Origin of the sequence: Streptosporangium brasiliense (genome assembly GCF_030811595.1) — a bacterium.
In the GTDB taxonomy this organism is placed as follows: domain Bacteria; phylum Actinomycetota; class Actinomycetes; order Streptosporangiales; family Streptosporangiaceae; genus Streptosporangium; species Streptosporangium brasiliense.
Genome location: NZ_JAUSRB010000002.1, coordinates 4,600,207 through 4,614,526, shown reverse-complemented (window position 1 = coordinate 4,614,526; position 14,320 = coordinate 4,600,207). Strand labels below are relative to the sequence as shown.

Sequence of the window (14,320 nt, the reverse complement as noted above, 5' to 3'; positions counted from 1 at the left end):
CGCCCCCGTACACCGTCATGATCTGCCAAATCTGAGTCGCCGGCCAGTGACCGCCTCGCTCACCGGCCGCGACGACGTCCGGTGGGGAGATGAGGGACTACGGAGGGTTCCCGGGCGCGGCGGCGCCAAAACCCGGTGCGGGATCACGGCGCGGGCTGTCGCGCCCCGCGGGCCCTCCTGTCCACGGCCCCGGTGACCTGCGGCGTCCCCGGGGCGGGCGGGCCCTCGGGAGCACCGGCGGAGGACCCCCGCACGCCGGGCGGCGGGAGACGACCAGAATGATCGTTCACATCAGGTGATCATAGCCCCTGGCCCTGCTCGGAACGGTCGCAGGCCAGGTCCGGCGGCGGATCGGCGTGGGCGGACCTCCGCCACTCGTCGGCCGACAGGTCGCGGCCGGCGATCTCACACGCCTTCCTCGTCCACGCGGCGGGGTCGACGGCGGTCCGGGCGAGGACGCCTCCCGACGTCGCGGAGAGCAGTTCGCGGCCGTCGGCGGTGAAGGCGAGGGCCGTGGCGTCCCACGGATACCCTCCGCCGCCCGTGACGGGCGGGAGCGGGAAGGCGCCGAGGATGTCGCCGGTGCCGAGGCCCGCCAGCTGCACGCTCCCGTCTCCGCGGAGCCGGGCGACCGTCAGGCCGTCCGGGCTGACCGCGGCCGCCGGCCTGTTGCCCGCGTCGCCCGGCAGGGTCGTCAGCCGGGTCCGGCCCGAGCTGTCCCACACCTCCAGGTCGCCGCCGCTCCGCTGGACGAGGAGCCGGTCACCCGCGAACAGGACCAGCTCGGCGGCGCCCGTCCCGACCGTGCGCGTCCTGCCCGTGCGGGTGTCGGCGAGGACGACGGGGCCGTCGCCGGCTCTCCAGGCCACCGCGGTGCCGTCCCGGCTGATGTCCGCCGTCTCCAGGTCCGCCACCGCGGCGGGCCGCAGGCCGCCGTGCCCGGCCGGCCGGCCGGCGGTCAGGTCCAGCACGCCGTAGCCGCCTCCGTGCAGGATCGCGACGCTCCTGCCGCCCGGGAGCGCCCGCACGGCCGCCGGTCTCTCCAGGGCGGCAGGTCCGAGCCGGATGTCGCGCACCTGCCGCCCGTCGGGGCCGGCGGACCAGACCCGGACGGACCGGGCTGGCTCCGCGCCGACGGAACCGATCAGCAGGACTCGCGGGCCCGAGTCCGCGGCCGCCACGGAGGCGCCGGACAGCCCCTCGGCGTGGACGAGCCTGCGCGGCTCGCGCCCGCTCAGGTCGTATACGTCTCCCCCGGTGTAGAGGCCGCCCACCACCGCGACGGTCTTGCCCTCCGGGGACACCGCCAGGCGGGGCGGCGGGTCGAAGGTGGGGCCGCTCTCGACCTCGATGCCGGTGGACACGGTGATCCGGCTGGCCTCCCGGAGGTCCCACAGGAACAGGGTGTCGCCGGTCGCGGAGACGAGCCGGTCGTCACCGCCGAGGAACCGGATCATGCTGACGCTGCCGCCGCCGGTCAGCTCCAGCGGCGGCCGGAGGCGCTCGACGTCGGCGCTCAGCTCCAGGACGTACATCCTGCCGCTCCGCGAGGCGGCGGCGTACCGGCCATCATCGCTGAGCTCCAGGTTGTCGTACGGCCCGTCGGGCAGCCGGCCGGCCCTGCCCGTCCCCCGGCCCGTCGCCAGGGTGGCGACGCCTCCGTACTTCACGTAGCCGTAGTGGCCCGCGTCGGCCGAGATCCCGTAGGTGTAGTTGCCGGCCGGGCTGAAGAGGTCCGAGGAGGCGCCGATCCTGCGCAGGTCGGTGAGCCTCCTGCGCTCCCACGTCCCGCTGCTGTTGACCAGCGCCACCGACGACTCGCCCCGTATCCCGATCATCTCGGAGTCGGTCGCGGCGCGCACGGCCCGGCCGGTGCGCCGGTCGCGCACCGCCAGCACGCCGGCCGGCGGCGGCTCCAGCACGGCGACGTAGCGGCCCGTGGCCGACAGGGCGACCTTCGCCGCCCGCCGGGACTCCAGCGGGACCGGCCGGGCGGCCGCCCCCGCCCCCGCTTCCAGGACGGAGGCCCGGACCCCGTCCGCGGCGGCGACGGTACGGCCGTCCGAGCTGGTCGCGACGCTTCCGATCGCCCTGTCGCCGACCCTGATCTCGGCACGGGTCCCGGCCCGGAGGTCCCACCGGACCACGGTGCCGGCGGCGGTCCCGGCGACGATCACGTTCCCGTCGGCCGAGGCGGCGAGCGCGGTGATCACGGCGCCCGCCGGCAGGCAGCGGACGAGACGCGGGTTGGCGGAGACGGCCTGGAACAGCGCGGCCCGGGTCTGCGGGTTGCGGTCCATCCGGTACGCCTCGACCGCGAGGAGCTGCGCGAGGTCGAAGCGCGTCCCCAGGCTCGCGATCGCCTCGGCCGCCAGCAGCCGGGAGGTGGCCAGCCTGGCCTGGGTGCGCGCCTGGTCGCGCTGGTCCAGCGCGACCACTCCCCCCGCGACCGCCACCGCCGCCGCCAGCGCCAGGGCGACCACCGCGGTCCACGCCACGCGCATGTTACGGCGGTGCGACCTCAGGTGCTCGCCGTGCAGCTCGTCCTTGTCCATCCCCCGGACCGGCGCGGCGATCGCGGCGATCCTCTCGTCGGGTATCTCCGGCGCCTCACCCCGGGCGCTCCGGACGTCGCTCAGGTCCACCCAGAGCGGCTCCTCGGCGAAGACCCCCCGCAGCACGGGCGGGACGGCCGCGCCGGCCGCCCAGTCGCCGGTCCCGGGATCCCAGGCGAGCCCCCCGCCGGTCGAGACCAGCAGCAGCCGCCGCACGGACCGGTGCTCCAGCCACCAGGCCAGCTCACGTTCCACCCAGACCGAACCGGCCGCCCCGGGCGAGGCCAGCAGGATGAGCCACTCCGACGAGCTCAGGGCCGCCTCGATGGAGGTCCACAGGCCCGGGTTGGCCGCCAGGCTCGCCTGGTCGCGGAACACGCGCAGGGCACGCATCCGGTGCCACGGCTTGGCGAACCGCTGCAGGCGCTCCTGCAGCACCCGCGCGAGCAGACCGTCGTGGCCGTGGCTGTAGGAGATGAACGCGTCGTACGCCGAGCCGCGCGCTGCCGTCATACACGCTCCGTCCGAGCCGCGCCCCGGCTGAGAGGTGTCACCCGCGACCCGGGGACATCGTCAGAGTCGCACGGACGGCGGCGGCGGACCGGCTTTCATCGAAAAATCCCGGCGGCCCGGATGTCAGCTCCGGGCGCCGACGACGCGGATCTCGAAGCCGTCGCCGGTGACGACCTGGCCGGCGCGGATCTTGCAGGTCTTGCGGAGCTCGACCTCGCCGTCCACCATGACGTTCCCCTCGGCGATGAAGTGCTTGGCCTGGCCGCCGGTGTCGGTGACGGCGCAGTATTTCAGCAGGTCGCACAGCGGGATGTAGTCGGTCTCCAGCTCAAAGGTCTCGTTCACGCCCCCGAGTTTAGGGGCCGCGGGTCCGGACGGGGCCGCGGGCTCAGATGCCGCGCATCCGCAGGACGTGCAGCGCGAGGGTGAGGTTCAGCCGCAGATGGGCGTCCTCGGTGAAGTTGCCGAGCATCCGCTCCAGCTTGCCGATGCGGTAGCGCAGCGTGTTGTAGTGGAAGTGCAGCCTGCGGGCCGTCTCTGCGACGTTGAGGTTGGTGTCCAGCAGCACCTGCAGGGTCCGGCGGAGGTCGGCGTTCTCGGCGTCGTCGTCGGAGGCGAGCGGGCCGAGGGTCTCGCGGACGAAGGCGTGCAGCTCGGCGGTGTCGTTGACCAGTGACAGCAGGCGGTAGACGCCGAGCTGGTCGAAGTGGGCGACCGCGCCGGGGCCGTGGAGCTGGCGGCCGACCCTGGCCGCCTTCAGGGCCTGGCCGTACGCCTCGGGGAGGGTCTCGGCCCCGGCGGCGACCCGGCTGGCGCCGGTGGAGAAGGTGGCGGGCAGGCATTCGGCGAAGGCCGCGGCGGCGTCCTTGGCCAGGCGTCCGGTGTCGACGGCCGCGTCCACGACGGCGACGACCTCGTGGGAGAAGCCCGCCACCGCGCCGCGCGGGTCGTGGCGGCGCATCGCGGCGGTCCAGCAGGTGACCAGGCGGTCCTGGGCGACGCGCTCGTCGCCCTCCGGGTCGAGCTCGGCCACCAGCACGGTGACCGGGCGTTCCAGGTCCCAGCCGAACGCCTTGGCCCGCGAGGCGACCCGCTCGGAGCCGCCGGCCCGGCCGGTGAGCACGTCGCGCAGGAAGTCGGCGCGGTATTTGCTCTCGACCGCGTTGACCGCCTCCTGCCGGGTCACCACCAGGGCGGCGACGGTAGCGGCACGTTCCAAGATTCCGACGTCGCTGTCGCGCACCGACCCGACGGGGCCGCAGGCGACGATCCGGCCGTGGTGGTGGCCGCCCGCCACGACGGGGACCGAGGTGTGACCGCCCTCGGGGGCGCCGCGCAGCGCCGCCAGATGCTCGGCGGGCCCGGCGGCGGCCAGCACCTGACCGGTCCCGTCCAGCACGGCCACGGCCACGTCGAGCAGCCCGGCCACCTCGGCCGTCACCTCACGCAGCCCGCCCCCGGCGAGCACGACCTGGACCAGGGCCCGGTGCGCCTCCTCGGCCCGGGCCAGCACGGCGGCCTGCCGGTTGAGGATGTCGGTGAGCACCTGGTTGAGGATGTCGTCGAAGCCGACGTCGTCGGGCAGCTGGATCAGCGGGAAGCCCAGCCGGTCGGCCTGCTCCACCATCTCCTCGGGCAGCCGGTCGAGATAGCGGCCGAGCTTGATGGCCAGCGCGGCCAGGCCCCGCTCGTCCAGGTCGGCCACCAGCCGGTCGAGCGACTGGGGGGTGTTGCGCAGCGGGTAGCCGGTGGTCAGCAGCAGCTCGTGCGGCTTCACCCAGGCGAGGACGTCGGGGACCTCCATCACGTTGAGCCGCTGCACGATGCGGCCCAGCCCCCGCTCCCCGGCGATCAGCCGGGCTCCGGCCAGCGTCGAGACTCCGAGCACCTCCCCGACGGCGACGCCGTGGATGATCGTGCCGGTGCTTGCCAGACGCACGGGAGGTTCCATGCAGCGATTGTGACTGATGGAGCCGTCTGTCAGGAAGAGCCAACCATCGGGCTGACTGTTGGCATCTTTCTCCGTACGGAGCGGCTCCAGGACCGTTCTACCGTCGGCTCAATGGATGGGGGGATCCGTGATCGAGCGCATCGAGCGAGCCGACGGGCACGGCACCGGCACGGGGCCGCCGAGGGAGGTCCCGTGACCGTTGGAACGCGCCCGAGGGTCCAGCGGGCCCGCCCGCGGACGGAGGCGACCGGCGCGGCCAGCACAGCCCTGCGCCGGCTGCTGGAGTCGCCCCGCCGGCCCGCCCGGGTGCTGGCGGCCTTCCCCGCCGGGGTCTACCTGGAGGTCCGCACCGAGCTCGAACCCCAGGTGATCGCGGTGGTGACGGGGACGGCCACCCGGCTGCCCAACGCGATGGTGGTCACCGGCCCGATGCCGCGGGTCGCCGTGGGGGACGAGGCGTGCGTCGGCGACGGCTCGATCGAGGTCGGGCGGCTCAGCCTGCGGGCGCACCGCTGGTGGGACCCGGCCCCGCCGCTCGGCCCGGTGGACCCGGCACGGCTGGCGGCCGCGCTGCCCCAGCTGGCCGGCCTGTGCGAGCGGTCGGCGAGGCGTCCGGGGCTGGAGGGCAACGGCGCGGCCGGCCTGCTGGCCGAGGGGTGTGCCCGGGCCTCGCTGCTGCACGGCGTCACGGCCGCCGAACAGCTCGTCGGGCTGGGTCCGGGGCTGACCCCCAGCGGTGACGACATGCTGGCCGGAGTCCTGGTGGCGCTCCGTCACCTGGGCACGGCGGCCGGGGCCGGCCGGGCCGTCTGGCTGGCCGACTGGCTGGCCGCCGCGGTCACCTTCGACGCCCGGGGCAGGACCACCCCCATCTCGGCGGCGCTGCTGCACTGCGCGGCCCGGGGCCAGGCCAGCGGCGAGGTGCTGGCCGTGCTGCGGGGCCTGGCCGGCCGGCAGGCGCTGGAGCCGGCGCTGCAGCGGCTGCTCCAGCTCGGCCACACATCGGGGGCGGACCTGGCCTGGGGGCTGCGCATCGGCCTGGCCGCCGTCGTCAACCTGGGGGTGGGGACGTATGAGCACTGATCTGGTCGACGTACGCACGGGGGTCTACCACGACTCGGTGAGCCTGATGCGGATCAGCCAGGCGGTCACCGCGCTGCCCGGCGTCGAGGTCGCGATGGTGGCGATGGCCACCGAGCTCAACCGAGACCTGGCCACCGACCTGGGCTTCGTCCTGCCCGGGGCGGGCCCGGCGGACCTGCTGATCGCGGTGCGGGGCGGCGGCCCGGCCGCGCTGGAGGCCGCCGCCGCCGAGCTGGAGCGGCTGCTGGGCGGCCTGACCGGGCGGGCCGCGGGCGGCGCCGCGGCCGAACACCCCCCGCGGACCGTCCGCGCCGCCGCCCGCACGGCCGGCGGCCGGACCGCCACCCTGGCGCTGGTCTCGGTGCCGGGGCCGTACGCCTTCGCCGAGGCCCTGGACGCGATCGAGGCCGGCCTGTCGGTGATGATCTTCAGTGACAACGTGCCGGTCGAGCAGGAGGTGCTGCTCAAGAAGCGCGCCGGGGAGCTGGGCGCGCTGGTCATGGGGCCCGACTGCGGCACCGCCGTGATCGGCGGCGCGGGCCTGGGCTTCGCCAACGTGCTGCGGCCGGGGCCGGTCGGGGTGGTGGCCGCCTCGGGGACCGGCGCCCAGCAGGTGAGCTGCCTGCTGGACCTGGCGGGTGTGGGGGTCAGCCACGTGCTGGGCGTGGGCGGCAGGGACCTGTCGCGGGAGGTGGGCGGGCTGTCCACGCTCCGCGCCCTGCGGGCGCTCGACGCCGATCCGGCGACCGAACTGATCGTCCTCGTCTCCAAACCCCCCGCCCCCGAGGTCGCGCACGCCGTACGGCAGGCCGTCGCGGAGCTCGCGACCCCGGTGGTGAGCGCGCTGCTCGGCCCCGGCCAGGACGACCTGACCGCCGCGGCCGAGACGGCGCTGCGCGCGCTCGGCGCGCCGGTGCCGCGGTGGCGCTCCTGGCCCGCGCCCGAGCCGGTGGCCGCGGCGGGCACGGGGACGCTGCGGGGCGTCTACTCGGGCGGCACCCTGTGCACGGAGGCCCGGCTGATCGCCGGGGCCGGGGAGTTCACCGACTTCGGCGACGACGCCTACACCCGCGGCCGGGCCCACCCGATGATCGACCCCACGCTCCGCCTGGAGGCCCTGGCGCAGGTGCCGTCCGGCGACGTCGCCCTGCTCGACGTGGTCCTCGGCCACGGCGCCGACCCGGACCCCTCGGCGCGGCTCGCGCCCGGGATCACCGCCGCCGTCGCCGGGGGCGTGGCGGTGGTCGTCGCGCTGGTCGGCTCCGAGGGCGACCCCCAGGGGACGGCGGCCCAGGCGCGGGCGCTGCGGGCGGCGGGGGCGGCGGTGTTCGTCTCCAACGCCCAGGCCGCCCGGCACGCGGCCGGCCTGCTCCGGGACGCCCGATGACCCGCCGGCCGTCCCGGACCGGCGACCGCCCGGCCTCGGGCCGCCGTTGCCCGCTCAGGAGTATCCGATGACACTGCCCATGCTCTCCGGAGAGCCCCAGGTGATCACGGCCGGCGCCGAGCTGCTCGGCGAGGCCCTGGACGCGCAGGCCGTGCCCAGGGTGGGGGTGGACTGGCGCCCGCCGATGCCCGGCACCGCCGGCGACCTGGCCCGGGTGCTGGCCGACCCGCGCCGGGTCCGCGCCAACGAGACGGCCGTCGGCCGCCTGGTGTCGGCGCGGCCCCAGCTCGTCGGAGTACGGCCCGCGCACGAGGTGCTGGACCTGCCCAGGGGCACGTTCCTGCACGCCGGGCCGCCGATCGAGTGGGAGCGGGCGTCGGGCCCGATGCGCGGCGCGCTCATCGGGGCGATGCTGCTGGAGGGGCTGGCCGCCGACGCCGAGGAGGCCGGTGAGCGGCTCGCGGCCGGGCGGGCCCGGCTGGAGCCCTGCCATCACCACCGGACGGTGGGGCCGATGGCGGGTGTGGTCAGCCCGTCGATGTGGATGTTCGAGGTGCGCGACGCCGAGCACGGCGGCACCGCCTACTGCTCGCTCAACGAGGGTCTGGGCAAGGTGCTGCGCTACGGCGCCTACGGCCCGGAGGTGCTGGAGCGGCTGGACTGGATGGGCAAGGTGCTCGGCCCCGTCCTGCGGACCACCCTGGAGCGGACCGGGCCGCTGGACCTGCGGGCGCTGGTCGCGCAGGCCCTGCAGATGGGCGACGAGCTGCACAACCGCAACCGCGCCGCCACCTCGCTGCTGGCCCGGGAGCTGGCTCCGGCGATCGTGGAGGCCGCGCCCGGCCACGCGGCCGAGGTGCTGCGCTTCGTCAACGGCAACGACCACTTCTTCCTCAACGCCGGCATGGCGGCGTGCAAGGTGAGCGCGGACGCGGCCAGGGACGTCCCGGGCTCCACCATGGTCGTCGCGATGGCCCGCAACGGCACGGACTTCGGCGTCCAGGTCTCCGGGCTGGGCGGGCGCTGGTTCACCGGCCCCGCGGGCGTGCCGGACGGCCTCTATCTCGGCGCGTACGGCCCGGCCGACGCCAATCCCGACATCGGCGACTCCACGATCACCGAGACGGCGGGCCTGGGCGGCTTCGCGATGGCCGCGGCCCCGGCGATCGTCCGGTTCATCGGCGGTGACGTGTCGGACGCGATGGCGGCCACCCGGTCCATGTACGAGATCACCCTCGCCGAGCACCCCGCCTACCAGATCCCCGGCCTCGACTTCCGGGGGACGCCGGTCGGCGTCGACGTCGCGCTGGTCGCCAGGACGGGGCTGCTGCCCACCGTGAACACCGGCATCGCGGGGCGGGTGGCGGGCACGGGACAGGTCGGCGCGGGTCTGGTGAGCCCGCCCGCCTCGGCCTTCACCGCCGCCCTGGCCGCCCTGGCCGAGGCCGCCGACCAGGGCGGCGGAACGGCCGAGTAATCGTTTCCGCGGGCCGTGATCCGGAAATTCGTGATCGGCGCGCGGTGGGGGCGGCGGCGTATCACGGCCTCCGCGGGGAGTCCTCGGAGAGCAGGTCAGACCTGCGAGAACGGCACCGATTGACAATTAGTGCGGCCTGGTTCCCCCTGCATCAACTTCCATTACCGATTGTGATCCCGATATCGTGTCGAACCTTACAAATGGGGTGGCTCGGGGGGACGGGGTACGATGAGCGATCGCTTGTTCGGTAAGGCCCCGGGGGGAACGGAGAGCGCGGGCGTCCCGGCGGCACAGGGCAGGCTGGTCGGCAGGCGCTACCGCCTGGTCTCCCCGGTGGGCCGCGGCGGCATGGGCATGGTGTGGCACGCCCACGACGTCCTGCTCGACCGTGACGTCGCGGTCAAGGAGCTGATGCTCCCCTACGGGCTGGACCACGCCGGCAAGCAGCTGGCGCACCGGCGCATGCTGCGCGAGGCCCGGTCGGCGGCACGGCTCAGCCATCCCGGGATCGTCACCGTCCACGACGTCGTCGAGGAGGACGGCCGCCCCTGGATCGTGATGGAGCTGGTGCGGGCCTGGTCGCTGGAGCAGGCCGTACGGCAGAGCGGGCCGCTGCCCGTGCACCAGGCCGCCGAGATCGGCGTCCGGGTGCTCGACGCGCTCCGCCACGCCCACGCCGCCGGGATCCTGCACCGCGACGTCAAACCCGGCAACGTGCTGCTCACCTCCGACCGGGTGGTGCTCACCGACTTCGGCATCGCCGCGATAGAGGGCGACGTCACGATCACCCAGACCGGCCTGCTGATGGGCTCCCCCGCCTACATCCCGCCGGAGCGGCTGTCCGGCCAGCCGGTCACGCACGCCGCGGACCTGTGGTCCTTCGGCGCCACGCTGTACGCGGCGGTGGAGGGCCACCCTCCGTACGAGGGCCCCGACGCGGTGGCCGTGCTCGGCGCGATCCTCACCCAGGAGCCCGCCCGACCGCAGCGGGCCGGGGCGCTGATCACCGTCATCGAGGGGCTGCTCCGCAAGAACCCGGCCGACCGGATGACCGCCGCCCAGGTGTCGGACCTGCTGGACCGGGTGCTGCGCAGCCACGGCTCCGTCCCCCCGACCCGCGGGCCCGCCGTGCAGGTCCCCGCTCCGGCGCCGGTCCTGGCCGAGTCCGTCGCGGCGCATCTCATGTCACCGGCGGACCCGCCGGCCGGGCCGATGCCCTCACGGATCATCGAGACCCCCTCCGGCCCGGTGCGGGTGCCCTACGATTCGCCGGCCGGCGCTCAGGCCCCCTCCCGCGACGCGCCGTCCGGCGCCCCGGGCGGGCACCACGCGGACCTGCTGTCGGTGGCGGGGCGCTCCCCCTCCAGGCTCGCCGATCCGCCGGCCACCCCGGCCGGCGGGCACCAGCGCGGCTACGAGGCGCTGCGCAGCCCCTCGGCCGGCCTCGGGGGCCCCTTCCCGGGCGATCCGTCGGCCACCCCGGCCGGCGAGCCCGCCGGCGCCCCGTCGCACGGCTCCTCCGGCGCGGCCTCCGGAGCCGGGCTGTGGCCCCTCCCCGCCCCGGCCGGCCGGGCCGTCCGCAACGGCGGACAGGACTCCCAGGCCGTCACGGCGCCCAGCCGGGGCGGAGGCCGCCGGAGCGCGCGCCGCCGGGCGGAGGGCAAGGGCGGCTGGATGCGCGACGGCCGTCCGACACCGCGCCTGCTGCTGGCCGCCGGGGCCGGGCTGCTGGCCGTGCTGGCCGTCGCGCTGTACTTCCTGCTGCCCGGCGACGCCTCCGGCACGGCGGCCCCGGCCTCCCCGGCCCCGGTCCCGGAGGTCTCCACGCCCGCCGATCCGCCGCCGCGGGCGCGCGGCGAGGTCCCGGAGGGGTTCAGGACGCTGAGCGGGGGCGGCGTCTCCGGCGCGGTGGCCAAGGGCTGGACGGTCAAGACGGAGGACGACGGCTCCGTCGCCTTCTCCGGCCCGAAGAACAGCGGGCGGAGCATCCTCGTCACCGAGGTCCCGGTCGCCGATCCGGTGGCCGCGCTCAGGCGGGCGAGCAAGAAGGGCCTGGACGAATACATCGAGGTCGGGGTCGCGCCCGTGCGCTACGGGACGTGGAAGGCCGCCGACTGGGAATACACCTACGTCCGGCCCGACAGCGTCGTCCCCATGCACGGACTGACCCGCTACGTCGCGATCGACGGCCGGACCGCCTACCAGATCACCTTCGCGGTGCAGGACCTTGAGTGGGAGAAGAGCGCCCCGCTCCTGCAGACCTTCTTCGACACCTTCACCCCGGTCGACTGACTCCGGCCCCCGGCCCACCGATTCCGGCCACCCGGATCCACCGGCTCCGGCCCCCGGTCGACGGGCGCCGGCCACCCCGGTCCACCGGCTCCCGGTCGACGGGCGCCCATCCCCCGGTCCACCGGCACCGGAGCCGGCCGGTCCCGGTGCCCGCCCCCGATCTCCGTCACGAGTGATGACAGACTTCACTCGTGACCGAAACCCGCATAAATGCCGACATTTCCCCTAAGAATGGGGGACAAATCGCCGCCGTCCAGCGGCGGACACTCGCCGTCCTGTCCATCGCGCAGATCACCAGCGGGATCGGGGTCGCGGTGGGGTTCGCCTTCAGCTCGCTGGTGGTCGCCCGCCTGTCCGGCTCCGTGTCGATCAGCGGGCTGGCCGGGACCGCGACCGTGCTCGGCGCCGCGCTGCTGGCACTGCCCACCGCCAAGGTCTCGGGCCGTGGCGGGCGCCGTGCCGGGCTGGCGCTGGCCTACGGCTGCGCCCTGCTCGGCTGCCTGGTCACGGTGGCCGCCATCACCGTCCACTCCTGGCCGCTGCTGCTGGTCGGACTGGTGCTGTTCGGCAGCGCGAGCGCGGGCAACCTGGCCTCCCGCTACTCCGCGACCGACCTGTCCCCACCCGGACACTCGGCCCGGCACCTGTCATGGGTGGTGTGGGCCGCCACGATCGGCTCGGTCGCCGGCCCGAACCTCGCCGAACCGGCCGACCTCCTCGGCCGGAGCCTCGGCCTGGCCCCGGACACCGGCCCGTTCATGCTCGCCCTGCTGACCTTCGCGATCGCGCTGGGCGTCATCGTGGTCGGCCTGCGTCCTGACCCCCTGCTCCTGGCCCGCTCGGCCGCCCCCGCGGCGCCGGCGCCCGCCGTCCGGCCCCGGGGCACGCTGCGCACGGCCTGGCAGGTCCTGTGCCACTCCCCGGCCGCGCTGCGGGCCCTCGTCGCCATCGCGGTCAGCCACACGGCGATGGTGTCGGTCATGTCCATGACGCCGGTCCATCTCAACCACGGCGGCGCCACCTACTCGGTCATCGGGATCGTGCTCAGCCTGCACATCGCCGGCATGTACGTCCTGTCACCGCTGGTCGGCTGGCTGGCCGACCGGATCGGCCGGCCCCGGGTGCTGGTGCTCGGCATGGGCCTGCTGCTCGCCGCCGCCGTCCTGGCCGGCACCGCCGGACCGCACGGCGTCGTGCAGGTCTCGGCCGGCCTGGCCCTGCTCGGCCTCGGCTGGTCGTGCGGGCTGATCTCCGGCTCCGCGATGCTCAGCGAGGCCGTGCCGCTGGAGCACCGCCCCGCCGTACAGGGCCTGTCGGACCTGCTGATGAACGTCTGCGGCGCGGGCGGCGCGGTGGTCGCCGGGGTGATCGTGGGAGCCCTGTCCTACGGCGTGCTCGGAACGGTCGTGGCGGTCATGGTGACGGTCACCGGCGCGTGGCTGACGCTGCGGCGCGCATGACGGCTCATTTGGCGTCGGCGTAGCACCGCACCGCGACGGCCTGCATCGGGAAACGCACCGGGGTCGGGCCGAACAGCAGCCGGGTCGCCTCCTCGGCGGCCCGGCCGACCGCCTCGACCACCTCCCCGGCCAGCTCCTGCGGGCAGTGCACCATCACCTCGTCGTGCTGGAAGAACACCAGCCTGGCCGGATCGGGCAGCAGCCCGCGCAGCACGGCCATGAGCACCAGCGCCCACTCCGCCGCGGTGGCCTGGACCACGAAGTTGCGGGTGAAGCGGCCCCGGTCGCGGGCCGCCCGCTTCCCCTCGGGGCCGGAGACCAGCTCCCGCCAGCGGGCCGAAGGCGGCGGGCAGGTGCGGCCGAGCCAGGAACGGACCAGCCTGCCCTCCTCGCCGCTGCGCGCGGCGTCCTCCACGAACTGGTAGGCCCGGGGAAAGCGCTGCCGCATCACGGCCAGCAGCTTGGGCGCGTCTCCGCTGGTCCCGCCGTACATCGCCGAGAGCATCGCGATCTTGGCGTGGTCGCGCTCGCCGCCGAACGCCTGGGCCAGCGCCTGGTAGAGGTCGATCTGCCCGGCCGCCCTGGCCAGGCCGCCGTCGCCGGCCATCGCGGCCAGCACCCGGGGTTCGAGCTGGGCGGCGTCGGCGACGACCAGCGTCCAGCCCTCGTCGGCCACCACGACCTGGCGCATCACCTTGGGGATCTGCAGCGCGCCGCCGCCGCTGGTGGCCCACCGGCCCGACACGACGCCGCCCACCACGTATTCGGGCCGGAAGCGGTGGTCACGGACCCACTGGTCGGCCCAGACCCAGCCGTGGAAGCTGTAGAGCCTGGCCATCTCCTTGTAGGCGAGCAGGGGCGCGACGCCCGGATGGTCGACCTTCTTGATCTCGTGGGCCCGGGTGGAGACGACGGGCACGCCCGCCGACTTGAACGCCCTGACGATCTGCTGCGGGGAGTCGGGGTTGAACGGCGCACCGAAGGCCGCCGCCACCTGGTCGGCCAGGGCCTGGAGCTTGGCCGGCCGCATGCCGTGCACCGGGCGCGGCCCGAGCAGGCCGGTCAGGAGCGTGTCGTGCACGTCCTCCCGCCACGGCATGCCGTCGTGGCCCATCTCCCCCGCGATCAGCGCCCCGGCGGACTCGGCGGCCACCAGCAGCCGGAACCGGTGCGGGTCGGCGGTGGCCTCGATCCGCCTGAGCTGGTCGGCGTGGACCTCGGCGACCAGGTCGACGTCGGGCGCGGGCGGCTCCTCCTCGAACAGCGTGGCCTGCCGCGCCTGCGGCCCCTGGTGGTCCTGCGGCACCGGCAGGCCGTGCAGCCGCGCGTGGGCGGCCGGGGCCGAGCGGGGCTCGTCGTGACGCCCCTCGTAACCCAGGAGCAGGCCCTCCGTCAGCGCCAGGTCGTGGCAGCGCGACAGCCGCACCCCGGCGTCGAGCAGCGCGGGATAGACCTCCCGGGTGTCGGCCCAGACCCAGCGCGGCCGCCCGGCCTCCAGCTCGCGCGCGGCCCCCGCCAGGTCGTCGACGGCCCGCACGGCCCGCCCGTCCGGGCGCAGGAGCGCCCCACCACCGGGACCTGCCGCGACTGCCACGTTCATAC

General features: G+C 75.5%; 9 protein-coding genes. 5 read left to right on the top strand and 4 right to left on the bottom strand.

Features of this window, described 5'->3' with window-relative positions; genetic code table 11:
- Positions 1-299: 299 nt before the first annotated feature.
- The 3 genes from J2S55_RS29770 to J2S55_RS29760 form a co-directional block, all read right to left on the bottom strand.
- Positions 300-3,068, bottom strand: a complete 2,769-nt coding sequence (locus tag J2S55_RS29770) for a TIR domain-containing protein (protein WP_306867783.1) — start codon at positions 3,066-3,068, stop codon at positions 300-302.
- A gap of 123 nt (positions 3,069-3,191) precedes the next feature.
- Entirely contained in the window at positions 3,192-3,413 is a 222-nt protein-coding gene (locus J2S55_RS29765) for an RNA-binding S4 domain-containing protein (RefSeq protein WP_306867781.1), read from the bottom strand.
- A 43-nt stretch (positions 3,414-3,456) separates the two neighbouring features.
- Entirely contained in the window at positions 3,457-5,019 is a 1,563-nt protein-coding gene (locus J2S55_RS29760; protein ID WP_306867780.1) for a PucR family transcriptional regulator, read from the bottom strand.
- A 192-nt stretch (positions 5,020-5,211) separates the two neighbouring features.
- On the opposite strand from J2S55_RS29760, the gene J2S55_RS29755 reads away from it, so the two are divergent.
- From J2S55_RS29755 to J2S55_RS29735, 5 genes are all read left to right on the top strand, one after another.
- A complete protein-coding gene (locus J2S55_RS29755) occupies positions 5,212-6,102 on the top strand; it encodes an oxamate carbamoyltransferase subunit AllH family protein (protein ID WP_306867778.1) in 891 nt (296 codons plus the stop codon).
- Positions 6,092-7,489 (top strand): AllF/FdrA family protein, encoded by a 1,398-nt coding sequence (locus tag J2S55_RS29750; RefSeq protein WP_306867776.1) that lies wholly within the window; start codon positions 6,092-6,094, stop codon positions 7,487-7,489. Before J2S55_RS29755 ends, J2S55_RS29750 begins: the two co-directional genes overlap by 11 nt.
- 67 nt (positions 7,490-7,556) lie before the next feature.
- The gene (locus tag J2S55_RS29745; RefSeq protein WP_306867774.1) at positions 7,557-8,966 is read left to right on the top strand and encodes a YlbE family protein; all 1,410 of its coding nucleotides are present in this window, start codon (positions 7,557-7,559) and stop codon (positions 8,964-8,966) included.
- A gap of 228 nt (positions 8,967-9,194) precedes the next feature.
- Positions 9,195-11,258 carry a serine/threonine-protein kinase gene (locus tag J2S55_RS29740; protein WP_306867772.1) on the top strand — a complete coding sequence of 688 codons (2,064 nt, stop codon included), beginning with the start codon at positions 9,195-9,197 and terminating at the stop codon, positions 11,256-11,258.
- A gap of 191 nt (positions 11,259-11,449) precedes the next feature.
- Positions 11,450-12,718, top strand: a complete 1,269-nt coding sequence (locus J2S55_RS29735; RefSeq protein WP_306867770.1) for an MFS transporter — start codon at positions 11,450-11,452, stop codon at positions 12,716-12,718.
- 4 nt (positions 12,719-12,722) lie between these two features.
- On the opposite strand, the gene J2S55_RS29730 is transcribed toward J2S55_RS29735, so the two are convergent.
- Complete coding sequence (locus tag J2S55_RS29730) at positions 12,723-14,318, bottom strand: bifunctional 3'-5' exonuclease/DNA polymerase (protein WP_306867768.1); 1,596 nt, start codon at positions 14,316-14,318, stop codon at positions 12,723-12,725.
- Positions 14,319-14,320 lie beyond the last annotated feature (2 nt).

Coding starts and splice junctions, on each gene's coding strand:
- J2S55_RS29760 (WP_306867780.1), bottom strand. CDS start 5,019: ATGGAACCTCCCGTGCGTCTGGCAAGCACCGGCACGATCATCCACGGC.
- J2S55_RS29750 (WP_306867776.1), top strand. CDS start 6,092: ATGAGCACTGATCTGGTCGACGTACGCACGGGGGTCTACCACGACTCG.
- J2S55_RS29770 (WP_306867783.1), bottom strand. CDS start 3,068: ATGACGGCAGCGCGCGGCTCGGCGTACGACGCGTTCATCTCCTACAGC.
- J2S55_RS29730 (WP_306867768.1), bottom strand. CDS start 14,318: ATGAACGTGGCAGTCGCGGCAGGTCCCGGTGGTGGGGCGCTCCTGCGC.
- J2S55_RS29740 (WP_306867772.1), top strand. CDS start 9,195: ATGAGCGATCGCTTGTTCGGTAAGGCCCCGGGGGGAACGGAGAGCGCG.
- J2S55_RS29745 (WP_306867774.1), top strand. CDS start 7,557: ATGACACTGCCCATGCTCTCCGGAGAGCCCCAGGTGATCACGGCCGGC.